Below are 20,202 nucleotides of genomic sequence, written 5' to 3' on the forward strand. Positions count from 1 at the left end.
AAAACTGTGGAAAACAGGGATAACTTTCGGTGCCACGTTCTACCGGAGACGTTGCATGCTGTGGATATTGTGGATTTGGTGGATAACTTATGTGCAAAAAAGAATCCCGACACCAGGGTTCACACCCCGGTGCCGGGAAAAGTTGTGGATTAAATGTAATTCAGCTTATCCAGCACGCGCTTTAGCATGACCGCGGCTTGTGCGCGCGTCGCGCTGCCTTGCGGCTGGAACGTATTCGTCGACACGCCCTGGATGATGCCTTCCTTCACGGCTTTGGCCACGGTGTCCTTGGACTGGATCTTGGCCGCGTCCTTGAACTTCGTTAACGTCGCGGTGCTCGCGCCGTTCATCGACGTGTCGTATCCGGCGTATTCCATCGCCCGCACCATCATCAACGCCATCTGCTCCCGCGTGATGTTGCTGTTCGGCTTAAACGTGCCGTCGGCGTTGCCGTTGATGATCCCGGCCTTTGCCGCCGCCCCGATATACGCCGCCGTCGTTCCGGAGGAGACGTCCGGGAAGCGGCGGGCACTTGACTCGTCCCCCGGAAGACCTAGCCCTTTTGCAATGAATTCCGCAAATTCGGCCCGGGTAATGTTCTTGTCCGGATCAAACTGTGAATTGGCCGAAGAACGTGGGCCAATAATTAATCTGTTTGCTAACTCACTAATGTCGTTTTTAGCCCAATGCTTGGTTATATCGGAAAAATAACTATACCCTAGCACAGGTCCTACCACAGCATTTCCGCTCAACTTCCCGTTCAATACAACGGTACTGCCGCTCCCCGTCTTACTCGAAGGAATATAGAACATAGTACCGGAAGCAGGATCAACTTTCGCTAGAAATACCGTACCGTAAGCCGATTGATTCGATGGTGTTTTAAAGTAGACTTTCCCCGTATGCTCTACATCCACGGCATTGCCTGACATCAATCCATTGTACGCCGTCACATAGATTTGAACGGGATTCGAGACCGGCGTGGTGGTTATACCCGCATTATACTTCGATGAAAATTCCGTTTGAGAAACCGGCTCAATTTCCACTCTGAGAAACGCGGTAATCAGATTTATATTTCCGAACGCTCGAGAAATATTCGTATAAGGAATTTTCTCAAGAGGCAATTCGTACATGATATCCTTATATTTAACAGCTATGGTTCCCTTTCCGCCCTTGCTGTAATAATCAAGCAACGCGCCGAGAGGAAATACAACCTCGCCGGCTTTTTCCGCAGCGGGAATCTCGAACACCAGATTCCTTGAGGCAGCGGAACTGCTGTCCAAGAACTGCAGGGCTTCCAGAAGCTTGGTATTATCAAGCACATATCTTTTAATGACCTGACCGCGCCGGGACTGACTGGCCGATGACGTCACCGCCTTGCTGTTAAACAAGTATCCGTCCGTTCCGAATTCCCCAGCCGAAAACGTGTTAAGAAAATCCAGTGGCGTCGCCCCGACCACTCCCGTACCGCCGCCTGTGATATTCTGTACCGGCATGTTGTTAAAGCTTCTCAGCATATTGCCCTGGCTGTCGTACAGCGGGGTTGAACCCGTATAATATGTCAACTCGACCGTTTGCCCTGCCGTAACCGGCGAGGTCAGCTTTAGGATAACAGTATCACCACTGGCCGAAGCCGATTGAACACCGCGCGTGGTTTGGTTCACCAGCACGGAGAACTGGCTCGTCGGCAAATTGGAAACCGTTCGCAGCGTCTTCTTATAAACGATCGACAGGATGTCGCCATTCACCGAAGCCGACCGGACGTCATCCGCTACCGTTCCGTACACGACCTGCTTCAAGTTGATATAACCGGCCAAATTACCATTTAAATCGGCGATCCCGTTCACACCGGAGACGTAGGATAGGGTAACATTCTGGTCTTTGGTAAAAGACGAGGCCAAGGTCAGCGTCACCTGATCCCCCGAAACCTCCACCGTATTTACATAGACTGGCGAATTGTTGACAAGTACCGAGAAATAGCTCTTCGGCGGTGTGCTCGTGGTTCGGAGAGCTTCGTCGTATTTCATAATAATTTTATTGCCCGAACCCTCAACGCTGACTAATACCGGAGCTCTTGTGTCGTTATAGTTCCGTACAAAAAAATCGCTAAAAGCCGAAATATCCATATCCCTGGTGTTTTTAAGCGGATAAGAACCCGGAGTATAAGATACCTTGACCACTTCGCCGTTCGAGACGGAACTGGACAAGTAAAGTGTAACAGTAGATCCGCTATGGCTGAGGCGGTCAATCCCTTTGACCGAACCGTCGGCCGTTACCGTGAATTGCTGATAGGCATAGGTAGGAACCGTTTTTAAACTTTCATTGAAATGTAAAGTCAGAGTGCTGCCCGAAATATACCCGTCACGCGGCTTGGGCATTACCGAGTCAACACCGTTTGTTACCTCTTTGCCGGAGAAAGCCGCCGCGGCATTCCCCGATAGATCCTGAATAGCCCGGTAGCCGGTGCCGCTATAACTAATTCTTACATTCTGCCCGACCGCCACACCAGCTTCCAGTACTACATATACGCTTTCTCCCGAAGCATAGGCATTACTGATTCGGCGCGTATCTCCATTCACCGACACCGTGAAATAAGAGATCGGGATATTGTAATCCGAATTGAGTTGCTCATCGTATTTCAGACGTATAGTCATATTGTTGTACATCGTAACGTCCTGCAAAACCGGGGCGGTTTTATCGTACGAGGCGGTCTGGAAACTCCATTCCTGCCTGCTTAATCCGGCAAATGTATAAACCGTTGGATTAATCGCATCCCCTATAGCATTACGGCTTATCTCAACATAGTATCTGGTGCCGGATTCCAATGGGCCATTCGGCGAGATAATTACTTGGCGACCATTTGCCTTGACATTAATAGAAACATAGGAATCATTGCTGTATTTTCTCAAGCTGATTCCATCGCCATATCTGGAATTCAAAGCAACATTACGGTCAAACGTAATAACCAGATCGGCGTTGACATTCACATTCGTGCTTTCAGCGGATGGACTTAAGGATTCTCTGGTCGGGTAGGTGGCCTGTGTTGCTGAGAGTGCTGCCACTCGGCCAGTCCATACCTCATGACCATTTCCACTTAAACTTGATGACCTCGACGTCTCCCCGTTTGCTTTGGAGCTCTCATTTATCGTGGCTTGAGCCGAAGCGGACGCAACTGTAATCGTTGCCGGTTCAAGCAGAATACAAAAAATAAGCAGTACAGCCAGCCAAATAGAGATGTTTCTTTTCATATTCCGTAATCCCCTCTCTGATAAACTAATCTATGGCAATATTCGCTCGAATCGATCACACACCTATGTATATTAACGGCAATTTTATCCTTTAAGTTTAGTAGGTTCTTCATATTGACTAAAAAACGGACGCCCTTTCCATTTTGGAAACGGCATCCGTTATTTTTGAATCTCCAGATTATATCCTAATTTAATCCGGCTTGCGCCTTCAACGCCTCGGCCTTGTCCACTCTTTCCCATGGCAGGTCGATGTCCGTACGGCCGAAATGCCCGTATGCGGCGGTTTGCTGGTAAATCGGCCGGCGCAGATCCAGCATGCGGATAATACCGGCCGGGCGAAGGTCGAAGTTCTGGCGAACGAGTTCCACCAGCTTTTCTTCCGCTACTTTTCCGGTCCCGTACGTGTCGACGTTGATGGAAACCGGAGTCGCCACGCCGATGGCGTAAGCCAACTGGATTTCCACTTTGTCGGCCAGCCCTGCGGCTACCAGGTTTTTTGCTACGTAGCGAGCAGCGTAGGCCGCGGAGCGGTCCACTTTCGTCGGGTCTTTACCGGAGAAGGCGCCACCGCCATGACGGGCATAACCGCCATACGTATCGACGATGATTTTACGTCCGGTCAAACCGGCATCCCCTTGAGGTCCGCCAATGACAAATCGGCCCGTCGGGTTAATAAAATATTTCGTATCCCCGTCCAGCAGCTCAGCCGGAACGACGGGAAGAATGACCTGTTCCTTAATATCCCTTTGGATTTGCTCCAAAGTGATTTCCTCGGCATGCTGCGTGGATACGACGATTGTGTCCACACGTTTCGGCTTGCCGTCCATATATTCAATCGTCACCTGCGTTTTGCCGTCAGGACGCAGATAGTCCAGCGTTCCGTCCTTGCGCACTTCGGACAGGCGGCGTGCGATCCGGTGCGAAAGAGCAATCGGAAGCGGCATCAGTTCCGGAGTCTCATTCGTGGCAAAACCAAACATCAAGCCCTGGTCGCCGGCCCCAATATTTTCGGTCTCTCTATCGACCTGAGCCGGATCGCGACTTTCCAGAGCTGCGTTTACGCCTTGAGCAATGTCGGCCGACTGTTCGTTCAACGAAGTCAGCACCGCGCAGGTATTGTAGTCAAAACCATATTTGGCACGCGTATAACCGATCTCCTTGACCGTCTTGCGGACGATCGCCGGAATATCGACATACTCGGACTTCGTACTGATCTCCCCAATCACAAGTACCAGTCCCGTGGCTACCGAAACTTCACAAGCAACCCGAGCATAGGGGTCATTCGCCAAGAAGGCATCCAGCACCGCATCGGAAATTTGGTCGCAAATTTTATCCGGGTGCCCTTCGGTCACAGATTCGGAAGTAAATAAGTGTCGCCCTTGTACGGACATAGATTCAACCTCCCATGGATAGTATGGCTACGGCCTGTCTATCCAATACAATATAAAGCCCACTCAAAAAATGAACCTTTCCCAAATCGGAAAAGGTTGGATTAACATCCTTAATGGAAATAGTATCGCATTTGCCAAGTCATGTCAAAATAATTCATGTTTTTGTAGAATAATTTATATAGGTTGTTCAAAAAGTCATCTTTCCATGACGAAGCATAGCAAGTGAGATGGATTCGACGTCGAATCTTGAATTCAGCCGGGCCTTCCGTTGCTCACGTAGATCTATCTACGCTCTGCTACTCAGTCCCTAGCTTCATCCAACCTTCTCGGTCCTGAAAACCTGTCTTTTTGAACTCGAACTTAGAGGATAAAATTCCGTTCAGCTTGAGCAACCAGGCGTTTCGTAATTTCACCGCCAACGGAGCCGTTTTCACGGGAGGTCAGATGTCCCCAGCTTCCGCCGTTGCTTTGCCCGTTGCCCATGGCGCCTAATTCTCCGGCAAACTCCGTATCCGCTGCCCCCGTTGCCCCATAACCTACAGGCAAACCAAACTCAGCGGCGATTTCGTATTTCCATTGCTGCAACACCTGACGGCTTTCCGGTACGATCTTCCGATTGCTTCTTGCCATGATTCCAGACACCTCCTGAAAAGTTGGTTTCAAGAGGTAGTATGGCATCCGTCTTGCTCCACTACCCTCAGGAATGTTTGTCTGCCCTGCCCAATCATGCCAATCCGCAAGCGTAAGCGAATGAAACGGATTATTTGATTTGATATCCGCCCCGGACCATCACGGTTAAATTATGCGTACTCCCGTCCTGCACTTGAATGCCCCGACCTTCTCTTGGAAAAGACAACAAGTGGTTATTGGCCACGGCACCGCCGTTGGCAATATCCTTCCCGTCGGTGAGATCCGCAACCCCATTGGAGTCGGCGCTATAAATCACAGCCTTCCCGGAGCGGACGATAAACTCCGCCCCCGCAGCGGCAACGAGAATCTTCCCCGGCTTCACCTCGACGATTTTGATCCCCTCTTCGCTCGAACCGCCGCCAGAACCGCCAGTTGAAGGCGCGCTTGGGGGGCTTGGCGTGCTCGAACCTCCCCCGCCACCTATGGCCTGCTGGATCGCCTGATCCACGTAGCTCTTCGTAACCACCGGATCATCCGCCGTCCCTGGCGTCGTACCCGCGCCTTCCGCTTGCATATTTAACAGCGATCCTGCCCAAACACTGCCGCCAATCCATACTACGGCCGTTGCAATTTTCCAACCCGTCTTCATTATGTTCCTCCTCTATGAGTCTGTTACAGTCTATGATAGAGGTTTTGGTAGAGTGAAACAAGCCCAAATCCGGAGGGGATTGGGGCTTGTTTGGCCATTTGATTTAGTTGTACAATGAAGCATTATCGTAATAGGCAGTTTGTGTTGCGATTTTTACTTTCTCGCCTTGGTAGGAATCATAAATTGAGAATTGGAAACCACCAGTTCTGGACGCCGCAAAAATAGGATCGCTAATGACATAGGAATATGTTTGATTGCCGCCAATTATAAAGTCTTTCTCCAGTTCGATTTCTTTCTCGAATCTGGCTCCACTCGAATCAACCACTTCAAGTACAAACTTATGCTGGAATTCACCCATCTCAAAGGCCAAATCCCGTTTTAAATCATACTTCAATTTAATTTCCAAACCGGAAGAAGTCGTATGACCTTTAATTTCATTAACAGACAAAGTATACGGGAAGAGTTCTACATCTTTCAACGTGCTCTTGATATCTCTGGTTTGCAGATTCAATTCCATGGCCGATGCATTGACATAACCGGTAGGTTTTCCTTCCGCTTCCGTAAACTTGTTCTCCGTAATGCTTTCACCCACAACAAGGTTCCAGTTCGAGACGACGGTTCCTTTCGGCACTTTGGCCGAGAAGGAAACTATGCTTGCCGAGTCCGGCCCGACAGTACGATTGACCTGATTCACGTCTGCCTTGTAATACAGTCCTTGATCTGTCAGGAAATAACCTGTAAGCCGAGAAAGATTTGTTTGCTTGTTTTCCCGGTTTTTCATAATCAATTCCGTATAAATGATATCATTGCTGCTGCCTTTATACATATATGTTTTGCGGGTCTGCAAATCTGATTTTCTCCCTGCTGTTTCCAGGTTAAGGAAAGATCCGTCTTTAATCACATTAAAGTCACTGGTTTTTCCGTAGTTTGAGAACATCACCCAATTGCTGGTTTTGTCCGTGCCGGTTTTCTCAAGCAACTGAATTTGCAATTGCGAGAAACTCAGGCTGGACGGGACATTGGCAACTACGTAGACGCTGCTCTTTTCCCCAACCCCGAGAATTGAGGTGGTATTGTTATTTACGACCTGAACTCCTTCTTTCAGCGAAGTCAAGTCCATCTTGTATTCCCCTACCAGTTCAGGCAACTTTGCGGCTTTGTTGCCTTTATTTTCGATCGTAATTTTGGTTGCTAGCAAGTTCCCGTCATTCCAAGGGAGTTTTTGAACAGCATCCAATGTGACACCAAAGGTGCCGTCGTTATTTTTGATCGTTTTTTCTTGACCCAATGCATACTGCATTTCCGTATATTGCGGCAAACTGTATGCGGCCATCGGGAAATTAGCGCCTGAGGCAGGCGCCTGTCCCGCAGGATCCGTCGAACCGGCAACGCTTGCGGGAGTTTTTAGTACTAATTGCAAGTCATCGGAATTGGCAATTATCGGAACCGTTCCATCTACGGTAATAATTTGTTCCTCACCTGGCTCCAAGGTAATCCCTTCCATGCCGTTAGCCGTTAACGAATATGACTTGGAACCGGACTGTATTTCGAAGCTATAATTCGGTAAAGTCACCGATTGATTCCCCTTATTGGTGAATACAAATTGAATCGATAAACTGCTCTGTCCATAACTTTGATTACGTGATATGCTTTCAATCCTGGTAGCGATAGAATGGTTGTTGACTTTTAGTACTTTTTCCTTGTTCGCGGCAGTAATAGACTTCTGTCCGGCTTTGGTGGCCAAATCCATCGTCGCGATTGGAAGGTCCAATTTGGCGGCCTCATCGGTTTGCACTACCAAAAGCTGCAAATTCCCGGTATTTACGGTCTTTGGCATTTTGGCGATCAAATTTAGCGTTGCGATCTCTTGAGGCATAATTTTTAAATTGACGCTGGCAGCATCGGCAGTTAAACCAAAAGGTGTACCGCTGGCTGTTTGAAGTACATATTTCAAATTCGGATTTTCCAGTATTTTTGAACCCGCATTATGTAACTGCAAGGCTACATGAACATAATTATGGTCCCCTAAACCAATGACACTCACCGAGGTAACCTTGGCGTTAACCGTATTATCTGCAAACGTCAATTTCCGTGTCGTATTAATCGGGGTTGCCACCGTGTAGGAAGAAGGAATACTGATACTCCCGAGTACTTGTTCGTAACCCGCTACGTTAAAGTTCCATTTGATCATTTGGAAAGTAAGATCACTGTATTTTAATCCTTTTGCGATTTTCGCAGTGTAAGTGATGCTTACCGACGCCCCCGGCACGACCTTTGTCTTGTCTTTATCAGAGCTGATGGCACTTACGCTATACATCGTACCGGACTTAGTTTTAACTTTGGACCAATAATCAAGCAACGACAACGTCGTGCTCCCGTTATTTTGATAGGTCAAAGTATAAGTTAAAATGTTCCCGTCATCCTGAGACAAAATATTGACATTCGTCAATTTAGCCGTACTTTTGGTACCAATGCTTACTGCCCGCAATTGATTAAGGTTCTTCACCGTCGCTTGCTTATGTGACTGTGTTGTTTTCGTGGCTGCAGCATCGGCCATTCCAATGACACTTTGGCCAATCAAGGTAGCTACTGCCAACGACGCCACAGCTATTCTTGTTTTACTCAATATGAAATCCTCCTATTTTTTAGTCATTTATATTATATACGCATCAGATCAAAAAAAGTTTAGCTGAAGAACATGAAAAATAGCTGAAAATACAGTTTTATTATAATTTAGCCCAATATCTAGTGAACAGTTATCCACTAAATTTAATGTCATTTGTTAAGCCTGATATATTGACAAAGACCTTTGTTAGAGTATTATTATTTCTTTAGCAAGGGTCTTTATCTGACCAGGTGGTTTAAAACAATGATCGCGGCTGAGAATAAGCTTCACATAATTTGTTCCGTAGGTTTACTTATATGTCATATCATCTTTCGTCCTTACACTTCCCTGTCATAAACACCGGCTTAGCCGTTGGCTTCCACCAGCCCTATAAGGGCATAATACTAGCAAGCGCCTAAGTAAGGCGCACTGAAAGTCAGCCAACCGCGTACGGTCTGTCTCGGGTTGCCCCTCAATGGGGCTTTTTTTTGCCCTTCCCTACCGGCTCACCCGTAAACGGGTCGAACAGTTCTTTCATTGTGAGTTGTTCGTAATTCTTATCTTCTGTTAGTTGATTCCGGATGTACTCGGCGATCACTTTCCGGTTCCGCCCTCCGTATCCATAAAAGTAGCCCCTACACCAGAATTGGCGATTTCCGTATCGGTACTTCAGATTCGCAAATTTATCGAAGATCATGAGCTCAACTTTGGCGGGATACTCACCAACATGTGGATATGATGACATGCTTCTGCTTCGTGGATTTCCACACCTTTACGCTCACATAATTCTCGAATGATTTTCCCAATTTCTCGCTTCAACTTCCCATAGATCACATGACGTCTATGCCTTGGTGCAAATACAATGTGGTATTTGCAGTTCCAGCGTACATTCCCTTGCCCTCCTGATTTGATTGTACCGTTGGCAGACCGGCTACTATCTTATCATATAGGTCAAGGGATTTTTACTCATAGCTTTAAGCTTTCCTGAACCCCCAGTCAAACTGGGGGTTTTTTAGACAAAAAAAGAACGGACTCGCTCAGTGGAGTCCGTTCTTTTTCAAAAGAATAATTAACGCGAAGCGCGAGCTTCAAATGTTACTGATCTTGTAGTAGTGTGCTTATCAACTGGTTTTGCATTAACACCAGTATCTACAAGAGCTTTGGAGCTTTCATTTTTCGCACCATCAAAGGTAGCTGTCAGGTTAACAGTTGTAAACTCACCATTTGGAGCACCTGCTTGGTCAAGCACATAGTACTTAACAACAAACTCTCTGGTACCTGTTTGCACAAATGGAGCACTGTCAGTTACAGGCTTAGCTTTAACTTCATTAAACTTAACATTGAACAAGTTAGTAGCAACATGTTCTGGAGTGGTGAAATTAGACAGCGCGATATCCTCATTTGCTCTAAATTTAAGATCATAGTATGTCACACCAGTAGCCGAGTCGACAAATTTAGTAGCTTCAACGAAGGAAATCTCAGGTCTAATATCGTCAATTACATTTTTGTAATCAAAGGACAATTTGTTGCCCAGACTATCTTGAGACACAACGTTAGCAACAGTTCTAATTTGAGTGTTATTAGCGTCAGCAGGAATAACTTCATCAAAAGTCAAAGTAATGCTCTTTTGGTCGCCACTAAGTGCAGCAGTCTTAGGTGTATAAGTTCCGCTCGGTGTTACCAACTCAAAGTCAAATCTGCTAGTTGTGCTCAGCTTGCCATTAACAGAAAGCTTAACTTCTTTACGGGATTTTGCTTCAGCCTTTTCGAAACCAATGATTTCAGCAGCATCCTTTTTGATATCTCTTGTAATGGAATACCCACTAGTTCCATTAACAAAATACTTACCTTCAGAATCAGCCACATAACTAATAACCAATTGGGCGTATCTCAGGTCATTATTCGTATTAAGGAACACATCATCAGTCTTAGCAGTGATACGAATTGTATCACCAGTAATTGCAATGATATCACCTTTATCAGTGGTTACTGGTTTAGAAGTTCCGCCATATACATATTTTTCTGGCTCCAGTGCACTACCTTCTCCCTCAATTTTAACATTTCTGTTAAATTGAACGAAAATGTACGTCTCAACTGAATTCACACGTTGTACCCATACACGATCAATTCCAGCAACCGCCACAGATTTAGTGTTGAATTTAACATCTACAGGGAGAATTGTATTTGGAACATAAGCTCTATCCGTCAGATTGGAAATCGAAACAATGTAATCCGTGTTATCATCAAGACTTCCAACAGAGCCCAAGTTCAAGGTTACAGTTTTATCCTCATCATTGTACAAAGGTTGATATACTGGTTTACCTTCGGAGTTTACGCCTGATTTATCTGCGACTTTACCATCAGCAGTTTTCAGCACGTAGTTCTCACGATTTTGAGCTTTTTCAGAATCCAGAGATTCACTGAAGCTTACTACCAACTTAATGAATCCATCTTCGCTTTTCAATTCTTGACCAACAACCGTCGGGCGAATTGTATCGAGTTCAGGAGTCACTTTAGCTTCACGATCCGTTTTGTTATCGCTATAATCCGAAACACCTGTCAGATGGATCGTATTCTCGCCATAGTTCAACGGCTCGTTCTCGTTTTCAAACTTCAGCGTTACTTCATTGTCTCTAATTGTAGTGCTAGTCGCTTTACGGGAAGAAATATTAGCATAAGCACTCTCTACACTCTTGATCGTTTCGTTAAAAGTTACAACAACTTCACGAAGATCATTTGCTTTAATAGAAACAATTTCTGGAGCAGCAGTATCTGTAACAACCTCGAAGTCGGTTTCTACTGGTGCAACCTTCAAGCCAGAGAAGTCTTCAACATTACTTACGCTCACCTTATGAGCACCTTCAGTCAAATTAGTGGACACAATTACTGTATCAGGGTACGAATACGTAATGTATGCACCAACAGCTTTTCCATCAATTTTAAAATTGCTGGAAACCGAAGCTTGCCCGCCTTTGATCGGCTCACTGAACTTCACTTTAAATGCTTTAGTACCCAGACCTACAACTTCTTTAATTGTAGGAGCAGTTACATCAGAAGGAACGAACTTAACTGTTTGCTCAAAAGTCTTAGTTCCATCTTCATTTTTAACATTTTTAATTTTCAACTCAACTTCTCTTTGATTTCTCAAAGTTGCAGAATCTGCCTCTGCCAACAAGATGGTTACAGAAGTTTTGTCTTCGGCAACTTTTACCGAATCAATCTTCTTACCGCCATCAACATTGTAGTTATCCTTCTGACCAGCAGAAGCCACATCCACAGTACCGTCAAATGTTACTACTACTTGTTTCAGGTCAGCTGCCGATACGGATTGAACTGTTTGAGCCACAGTAGTAACATAAGTCACTTTGTGAGTGTACTCACGGTCTTGGTAAGTGAATTTAACTTCAGTTTCTTTGTTAGCTTCGAGAGCTGTTTCCAAAGCAACTTTCACTACTTCACCGTCGGACATCGTGAACTCAACGTTCTTCGGATCAACGACTTTGTAGGATTTAACAGTTGGAACTTGGTTAGCTTCGTAGATCGCGTAAGCTGCTACAACCGCTTGGGAACGAGTAGCTGCTGCTTGGTAGTTGACGCCGTCAGGAATCAATCCTTTTTCGACAGCTGCGGCTACATAACCTTTAGCCCATGCGGATGCCGTGTTGTTAGCGTCAGCAGGAACATCCAGTTTCAGAGCCGTTACCAGAACTTTAGCCAACTCTTGTACAGTTACGTTGCCCGAAGGATCGAACAAGCCTTTAACTGTATCTTTACCTTGAAGAATACCAGCTTGAGTTGCAGCTTCGATATAAGGAGCAGCCCAGTGATTAGCGCTGTAACCTTTATCCTTGTAAGTAGCTACGCCAGTTACCGGTTCCAAGCTCAAGGAGTTAACGATGATTTTCGCCAGTTCAGCGCGAGTCAACGTTCTTTCCAAGTGGGACAGGCCGTCCGGGAAGCCATTCATGATACCTGCTTCTTTCAGAGCGTTAAATTGTTGCTCTGGAGTCAGTTTGGCATCTGCACCGAATGCTACGGAAGCAAACATGGAGAATGCCATTGCTGTAGACAAAGCTACGGACAAAATTTTCTTCATAACCTTTTTTTCTCCTCCTTGATTAACTATCACATGAGAATTTTCTTTAAATGAATAGCTCGCATTACTCATTAGCCATTGCACCCCCTTTCCAGAGCTTGAGCAAGTTTCCTATAAATTAGGTCTGCAGCTAAACTGCAGAAACTTGTAACCAAATTCATTTGATAGAATGTAGAAATAGACTAGTTTCCTAATCCTACCTAAACATTATACAATGAGTCCCAAGCGCCGTAAAGCTAATTTTTCTAATAGATAGACAAGTTTCCCTATGAGGGAGACCTTGCCATGTCTAAATTGGTCGCCATTGTCAATGCTCTACAACTTAAACGCAGCAGGTTTCAAAAAGTTGCGGGGGTTTCAAAAAAAATTGCGAGATTGTAACTTTTTCTAAGATTCCCCTCAGTTTCACCTTTTTGACTTCCTTACCTCCTGACGGAAATTAGTATATCATGCCGGAATATGTCAGTCATTAAGCAACTTTTCCCATTTTCACGCTATCTCCATTGTATGTGCGTGCACGACAAATAAGACGTCCTAATTGGGACGCCTTATAAGTCATCACGTACCAAAAGGCCTCCGGATCCGGATTTATCTTACTCTCATGGCCAATTGGATAATGCGAGTCCGCATTTGCGGATCGGTATTCAGTTTCTCATACATGTCATCGATCGCTTGCTTGTTGTCCTTGTATGTCTTCTCATGCTTCATGGTGATATGAGACCACTCGATCAATTCGTTCTCGGCTGCGCGCAGCTCGGTGAAGGCATCATGGAAGCCGGTTTCAATAACAAGCCCTTCCATCACTTCCTGGGTTACTTCTTGCAGCTTTGCAGTTTCTTCAATGCGCTTTTCTAAAACTTTGGATTTATCCTCAAATTTGCGCTTCGCTTTGGAATAAGCCAACTGCGGTTTAGATAAAATCGGTTTCATCTGTTCAAGTTCACCCTTTTGCGTATTGTCTATTACTCTGCCTATTTTAACTTAAAGCTCATGAAATTACAAAAAGATGTAATTGGAAAAAAAAGAACCTGCCCATTTACTTTTCTTATGGACAGGTTCTCCCTTGACTAGCTCAGGTTTTTAGGAAATAGATCCGTGCTCTTTTTAAGCAGCTCCACGGCGATCTTGCCCGCTTCGGCTCGTGTCATGTTCGCTTTTGGATTGAAGTTGTATGACACCTTCTTGTTTCCCGCTTGAGTAACGGGAAGTCCGGCCATAATTTTCGCTTTATAAACAGCTTGAACGGCAGGCCCGGCGTATGCTTCAATCTGGCTCGCATCCAGGAACGATTTGGCAAGCGAATCCTTCAGCTTTTGATCATTTACAGGAAGTTTCAACTGAAGGGCTCGCGCAACCATCACTGCAGCCTGTTCACGCGTTATAGGTTGATCGGCTCCAAAGACCCCTTCACTTAACCCTGTTACGATCCCCGCCCTAGCTGCTGTCTCAATATGAGCGTAATCCCATGTTGGAGAACTGGCTCCCGGAACAAGTTCCACAAAGGTCGGATTATCATCATAATTCAGCGGTAAGTTCAACCCTTTGACAAGCAAAGTTGCAAACTCGCCTCTCGAAGTTTGATCATCGGCCCCGAATTGTTCAAAGCGGACGTTATTCATAATCCCTTTGGCATACAGGGCGTTCAAGATATTACGCGCCCATTGATGATTTGTTATATCATCATAACCTCGACGCATTTTCATTACAGTAAAATAACCAAATTCATCGAATGGAACTGTAATCGTATTGTTCTTTGAATTTACTGCACCGCCAATATTCACCCATTTCCTATTAGGGGTGTAGCGGAAAACGGTAATGGTCGTTCCCGCCTCTTCCACCACATTCGGGTCGAAACGAAGTGTTAATGTGCCGCGACTGGAAGGCGTGATTTTCCGTTCTGCAGGAATTTCCGGATTTCCGTAAAGGGCCTCTACCGAATAAGGTGCCAAGCCGTTGGTTGCCGCTTTATAACCGGCTGAGTTTCTGTCGCCTTGCTCTCCCAACCCGCCGCTAATCCAATATACATTGGACACTCGAGTGAAGTTTCTGGTATCGAAATTGGAGCTGAAATTCAGAAGATACTCGTCCGGAATCGTCCAAGACGGGATCCCGCTGTCCTCACCTGTACCTGGGAAGCCGATAATATTGCCGTAATCATTTCGCCGCTCCACAATGCCCGTGTTCGGCTCTGCAATACCAAACAGCAATTTGGTATCCGGATAATACTTGGTTATTCCTTTCGTATCCGTACTCTGCATTACTGTACCCTTTGGAAAATTTAGCTCGAGCGCTTTATTAAAGGCGCTGTATTTGGTGGCAACTTTAGGTGCCATAAACTGTGCGTCAATCCCAACAACTCCGGTGTAGAACACCTCAAGCGTATCCGTATTTTTTGTACCGCCTTGTACAATTTCTATTTTGATCTTATTGGATTTATCTTGCTTCAATCCGACATAATCGAGTACAAACCGGTTTTCTCCCAGATCAGGGCGTTTGACGGCCTTCTCTTTATCGATTGTAACTTCCGTAGCTCCTTCAGCTTCAATATCAAAATGAACAAAGTTCTTGTTCACCACAATTTGATTGCCTACTGTTGGCTGAGGCGCGATGATTCGGTAAGAATTCACTTCTCTGACCAATTCCAGCCGCTGGCTCGTTTTGGCGCCAGTCTCATTAATTAGTTCCAGCGTGTAGACATAGGTGCCTGGAGCTTCATTAGTGATGTCGTGGATCCGCATAATAAAGTCATTTCTATTACCGGCAAAGTCATAACTGTATCTCTCGCCGGCAAATGTAACCTCTTCCTTTTCTGTCGAAGTAGCCGGTAGATCCACGCTCAAAATATTCTTGGTCCCCATATTCAGGTTCATTTTGACCGCTCCGGAACCTCTAAGCACCAAATCGTATGTTTTTAAGCTGGTAGTATAAACCTTGTCTTTATATATAAAATCCGGCGTTAAATTAAAAATCGTAGCCAATTGCGGATCATTTGAACCAAAATCCCTCGGTGGGAAATCAGGCCGGTCCCTGCCCACAGCTGGCTGAAAATTAGTAATTGTAGAAACATTATTATCGACGATATAAATCCGCAGTTCTTTTCTTACTTCCCGGGTCTGACCCTTATCATCCTTGCCGGTACCCGTAAAGATAATACGATTTTCCCCATAAACTAAAGGGCCCTCTTCAATAGATATTTTAAGCTTAATTTCAAAGTTGCCGTCTGTTTTAAGCCATGCGGGCTCCAGATTTGCCGCCGGGTCGGTCGATTTCACTTTCAACCCGTTGGCAAATACCTCCGCAATAAAGTATTCGCTAGCCAAAGTGTCGAAATCCACATACTGCCCTCTGACCGTCAATTCCTTACTGCCGCCCGAATCGATGGGATAGGTCTGCCCATCCGTAAGATTAGCTATATAAATATAATTCTTGGAGGCAAAAGAAATGGTCGCATCTTTATAAGCCGTAGAGTTGCCATAACTAAAGCGAACCGTCTGATTGCCGTTCTGAAACCCGGTGATTTTATAAATATACTGCGTATCGGAGATTTCTTTGACCAATGTATATGAAATTTTTTGAGTAGCCAGCGGCAGATAGGTAGCCTTAAGCCCGGTCGCGGCATTGTCCGGCTTACTATTCGTGGTGACCTTGATATAAAAATCGCTGGAGTTTACCTTTGCGCCGTTCAGCGGTTCACCGGTAGGAATACTGTCGCCCCCGTCGTAACCGTTCAGATATTTCAAATCGGTGATCACAGTCTGACCCTGCATATACTGAAAATCAACGCTTTTGTTGATCGTCTTTGTTCCGTAAGTGATCGACAGAGGATGGTTTTGATCTTGCACAGGATTGGAATCTGTTCCCAATGTGAAGTTCAACGGGTCGATCTGGAAAGTAACAAGACGATAAGCGGACGTATTCGGTTTGATACTGGGAATGTAGATCTCATTGGTGCCCGTCGTCGTTAATTTTCCGCTGGCGTCAATGCTGAATCCCTCATAATAGCTAGGGTTTACAACTTCACCATCCAAACTTACTACAGCAGATCCCTGGAATGCTGCATTATTGGCATCCGGAATCAATAACTGTGCGAATAACTTCCCTTGTTGCGCATTTTCGGTAAAAATGGGCTCATTTCTTCCCAACAGATCCTGTGCGTAACCGGAGGAATCCAACAAATATAACGCAACGATCGGATTCTTCTCATCATAATAATACAGCGAATAGTTAAAAGTAAGCGTATCAGAACCGTTTTGAACAACTACTTTAAGGTCATTCAAGCCCGGGTTCATAGTCAATTGTTGCGAGAAGAAGGTTCCATCCTGCAGCAGCGTTGTCCCTAATGCAGCTCCTCCATTTACAGAAACCGTTACCTTTGTTGCGTTCTGGGCCCGACCCTCCAGCGTGATCTCGTCCTTTGGAACAACTACCCGTGTGCCTTCGTTAAGGTCGAGTTTATCGGCGCCGCCCAATACTTGAAGTTTCTCAAGATAAGGAACTTTGTCAAAGAGCACGTAAAATGATTCGGAACGGTCATTCAAGCCCTGCGAACCGGAAAACGTGATCTTATTCATGCCGGAGTGCAAAGTTAATGTTGCTTTGAAACGATTGTCCGGGCTATCGACATCCAGTTGAATAACGCCAGGTATAATTCGTGTCGAATCTTCAACCCATCTATTACTCGCCTGATCCCAATTCAGTTGTTGGACATTTACGGCAAGCGTGGAACTCGCCACCTTCGTAAAGGTGCCGCCAATCGTCATTTGCCCTTCAGTAACATGATAAGCGTTACTTCTTGATATTTGTTTCTTTTGGTTTTCCGGAGTAGTATCCGGGTCGGGTGTCAACGTTAGATCAACCGTATTGCGAAGTTCTTTAATGTCCGGAGTAAAATAACTTGTAGGCTTGAGTCCAGGACCATCCGCCGCTTTCGCCACAGGCATCAAACCCGCAGGGAGCAACGTAAGAACCAAGGACAGCAAAGTCAGCCAGATAAACGGCTTCTTCATGCGTTGCATGGATTAATCTCTCCTTTGTCGTGTAGTGTGTGTTGTTGTCCCCGCCAGAGTTCGGCAGAGACTGCCCAAAAACGTCACTTACATATGTTATCGGTCGAAAGATGGAAGGATTTTAGGAAAACATGAAGAAGAATCCAAATGAAAATCGCGGGACACGAAAAAAACCGCCGTTCCCGGCGGGGGGCGTGAGTCGGATGTTCTGTTCGTATCACAAACGTAACGGACCGTACTGACCTTATTCGTTCCTTTCCCGGACATTACCCGCTCTAACGGACTGCAGAGGCCTTATTGCACTCCGAATAAGGCGAAATCACCACAGTAGGCCGGAATAAGGTCTCCTCGGTCCGTTAGAGTCCGAGCCAACGCCGATCCGTGCAAATAACGGCTCTGTTGTCCGTTAGATTAGTTAAGGGTACCTTTGAAGCACGGCAGGCGCGAGCTTACAAAAAAACAACCACCGACGGCTTTACCAAGCCATCGGAGGTTGTCCATTTATCAAGTTAAGGATTGCATAATTGCCCTACATGTAGGGATGCTATAAATTCGTACTGGTTCTAATTCCTTGTTCCGTGTTACTTCGTACCGCGCTCCGCACCGACCTTCATGCGCAGGCGGGCGAGGAAGTCCAACACGGGGCGCTTCGTCTTGCCGATCAAGCCGATGACCTCGGCGCCGATTTGCAGGAAGAAGACCATGACGCAGATGACGACGAACGTCACCCAGTTGGCGTTGTACATCGCGGCCGACGATTGGATGACGGCCAGCACGCCGAAGAAAGCGGCGATGCCGTAAATGATCAGCACCGTCTGGCGGTGGCTGAACCCAAGCTCGCGCAGGCAATGGTGCAGGTGACCCTTGTCCGGCGAGAAGATCGGCTTCTTCTGCATCCAGCGGCGCACGATAGCGAACAGGGTGTCCGAGAGCGGCACGCCGATCAGAATCAGCGGCGTCAGGAACGACACGATCGCGATCTGCTTGAAGCCAAGCAGCGACAGCAGCGCCAAGCTGAAGCCGAGGAACAGGGCGCCCGAGTCGCCCATGAAGATTTTGGCCGGGTGAAAATTGAAATACAGAAATCCGATGATGCTGCCAAGCAATAGCAAGCACAGCAGCGCCACCATCTCGTTGCCCATCAGGAACGCCATCACGGCGATCGTCCCGATCGCAATGGCGGAGACACCCGCGGCCAATCCGTCCAATCCGTCGATCAGATTAATGGCGTTCGTCACGCCGACGATCCACAGAATGGTGAACGGAATCGCAATCCAGGTCTCCACTGCGGCATACGTATGGAACGGAATATTTGCGAATTCAATCCGTATATCGAACGCGAACACGACCACGCAGGCCGTCGCGATTTGAATCAGAAATTTCAGTTTGGCCGGCAAATCGAAGCGATCATCCAAGGCGCCCAGCAGCACGGTCATCGTTCCGCCGACCAGGAAAGCTTTGATGAAGTTCACTTCGCGTACCGAGAAGACGTCCGGAAGAAACGGAAGAAGCAGAAAAAACGCGATGACAAAAGATAAGAAAATCCCCAAACCACCGAGTCTCGGCATAATTCGTGTATGCACTTTGCGCGCATTGGGTACGTCCACGGCGCCAACCTTAAAAGCAAACTTCTTCACGAGCGGCGTCAGGCCCAAAGCCAAGCCAAGCGAAACGATGAACCCGATGATATAAATCATCAACATTAAATTTCGACCTCCAATTGTTCTGCACCGGAATGATTATACTCCGATTATGGAGAAACACCAACCCCGTATTTGCGCAAAAAACCGTAGTTATTCATGGAAATCGAGGCATTTAGCCCATTTTCGTTAGGTTTTCTTTCTCCCGCAGCACGCGCACGGCGAATTTCGGCAGCGCAAGCATTCTGCGGAAGCGGGTAGGCTCCTTCAACAACCGGTACAGCCATTCCAGCCGAAGCTTCCGGAAAGCTATGGGAGCCCGTTTGGTCCGCCCGGAAATGACGTCGAAGCTGCCGCCGACCCCCATCATGACGGGGACGCGCAGGACGTCTTTATATTTGGCGATCCAAGGCTCTTGCGTGTCCGCCCCCCGGGCGACAAACAGCAGATCGGGCGCGGCTTTGGCGATCTCGGCGATGACCTCCCCATCTTGATCGGGGCCAAAATAGCCGTCTCGGTATCCCGCGATCGTCGTTCCGGGATATTGCAGCGCCAAGCGGCGCGCGGTTTCCTTCACCACGTCCGGCGCGGAGCCGAGCAAGTACACCTTCCAGCCGAGGCGCTCCCCCTGCTTCATCAATTCGTGCAGCAGCTCGTAGCCCGGCACCCGTTCCGTTACGGGATCGCCGCCTTTTTGCGCGGCCCAGACCAGGCCTGTGCCGTCCGGCACGATCAATTCGGCGGTTTGCATCATCGCTTTGTATTCCGGGTTCTCGATCGCCGCCATCATCATGATCGGATTGGCCGTAATCACATGATGCGGCGTCTTGTCGGCTACGGCGTCCGTCAAATAGGCGACCGTCTCCTTCATTCCCCATTTGCAGACGGGCACGCCAAATACCGAAACCGTCGGGATCCCTTCCTTGATCTTGGTCATCAC

At 46.8% G+C, this 20,202-nt stretch carries 10 protein-coding genes and 1 pseudogene; all 11 read right to left on the reverse strand.

Annotated features, from left to right (window positions below; all coding sequences use genetic code 11):
* Positions 1–149 precede the first annotated feature (149 nt).
* Entirely contained in the window at positions 150–3,245 is a 3,096-nt protein-coding gene (locus ACZF99_RS24025; protein ID WP_483607404.1) for a SwmB domain-containing protein, read from the reverse strand.
* A gap of 185 nt (positions 3,246–3,430) precedes the next feature.
* The gene (gene metK, locus ACZF99_RS24030) at positions 3,431–4,636 is read right to left on the reverse strand and encodes a methionine adenosyltransferase (protein ID WP_483607405.1); all 1,206 of its coding nucleotides are present in this window, start codon (positions 4,634–4,636) and stop codon (positions 3,431–3,433) included.
* Between the two features lie 360 nt (positions 4,637–4,996).
* On the reverse strand, positions 4,997–5,266 hold the full coding sequence (locus ACZF99_RS24035; protein ID WP_483607406.1) for an alpha/beta-type small acid-soluble spore protein: 270 nt from the start codon (positions 5,264–5,266) through the stop codon (positions 4,997–4,999).
* 130 nt (positions 5,267–5,396) lie between these two features.
* The gene (locus ACZF99_RS24040) at positions 5,397–5,915 is read right to left on the reverse strand and encodes a hypothetical protein (protein ID WP_483607407.1); all 519 of its coding nucleotides are present in this window, start codon (positions 5,913–5,915) and stop codon (positions 5,397–5,399) included.
* Positions 5,916–6,018: 103 nt separating this feature from the next.
* Positions 6,019–8,541, reverse strand: a complete 2,523-nt coding sequence (locus ACZF99_RS24045; RefSeq protein WP_483607408.1) for a hypothetical protein — start codon at positions 8,539–8,541, stop codon at positions 6,019–6,021.
* A gap of 451 nt (positions 8,542–8,992) precedes the next feature.
* Positions 8,993–9,432: pseudogene (gene tnpA, locus ACZF99_RS24050) on the reverse strand (IS200/IS605 family transposase).
* Between the two features lie 157 nt (positions 9,433–9,589).
* On the reverse strand, positions 9,590–12,688 hold the full coding sequence (locus tag ACZF99_RS24055; protein ID WP_483607409.1) for an S-layer homology domain-containing protein: 3,099 nt from the start codon (positions 12,686–12,688) through the stop codon (positions 9,590–9,592).
* Positions 12,689–13,204: 516 nt separating this feature from the next.
* A complete protein-coding gene (locus ACZF99_RS24060; protein WP_483607410.1) occupies positions 13,205–13,546 on the reverse strand; it encodes a hypothetical protein in 342 nt (113 codons plus the stop codon).
* 137 nt (positions 13,547–13,683) lie between these two features.
* The gene (locus ACZF99_RS24065) at positions 13,684–17,631 is read right to left on the reverse strand and encodes an S-layer homology domain-containing protein (protein ID WP_483607411.1); all 3,948 of its coding nucleotides are present in this window, start codon (positions 17,629–17,631) and stop codon (positions 13,684–13,686) included.
* 572 nt (positions 17,632–18,203) lie between these two features.
* Positions 18,204–19,325 carry a glycosyltransferase family 4 protein gene (locus ACZF99_RS24070; RefSeq protein ID WP_483607412.1) on the reverse strand — a complete coding sequence of 374 codons (1,122 nt, stop codon included), beginning with the start codon at positions 19,323–19,325 and terminating at the stop codon, positions 18,204–18,206.
* Between the two features lie 112 nt (positions 19,326–19,437).
* Positions 19,438–20,199, reverse strand: a complete 762-nt coding sequence (locus tag ACZF99_RS24075) for a WecB/TagA/CpsF family glycosyltransferase (protein ID WP_483607413.1) — start codon at positions 20,197–20,199, stop codon at positions 19,438–19,440.
* Positions 20,200–20,202 lie beyond the last annotated feature (3 nt).

The sequence above is a fragment of the Paenibacillus sp. JL3B1040 genome, assembly GCF_057063165.1.

Coding starts and splice junctions, on each gene's coding strand:
- ACZF99_RS24060 (WP_483607410.1), bottom strand. CDS start 13,546: ATGAAACCGATTTTATCTAAACCGCAGTTGGCTTATTCCAAAGCGAAG.
- ACZF99_RS24035 (WP_483607406.1), bottom strand. CDS start 5,266: ATGGCAAGAAGCAATCGGAAGATCGTACCGGAAAGCCGTCAGGTGTTG.
- ACZF99_RS24065 (WP_483607411.1), bottom strand. CDS start 17,631: ATGCAACGCATGAAGAAGCCGTTTATCTGGCTGACTTTGCTGTCCTTG.
- ACZF99_RS24070 (WP_483607412.1), bottom strand. CDS start 19,325: ATGTTGATGATTTATATCATCGGGTTCATCGTTTCGCTTGGCTTGGCT.
- ACZF99_RS24075 (WP_483607413.1), bottom strand. CDS start 20,199: ATGACCAAGATCAAGGAAGGGATCCCGACGGTTTCGGTATTTGGCGTG.
- ACZF99_RS24055 (WP_483607409.1), bottom strand. CDS start 12,688: ATGAGTAATGCGAGCTATTCATTTAAAGAAAATTCTCATGTGATAGTT.
- ACZF99_RS24025 (WP_483607404.1), bottom strand. CDS start 3,245: ATGAAAAGAAACATCTCTATTTGGCTGGCTGTACTGCTTATTTTTTGT.
- metK (WP_483607405.1), bottom strand. CDS start 4,636: ATGTCCGTACAAGGGCGACACTTATTTACTTCCGAATCTGTGACCGAA.
- ACZF99_RS24040 (WP_483607407.1), bottom strand. CDS start 5,915: ATGAAGACGGGTTGGAAAATTGCAACGGCCGTAGTATGGATTGGCGGC.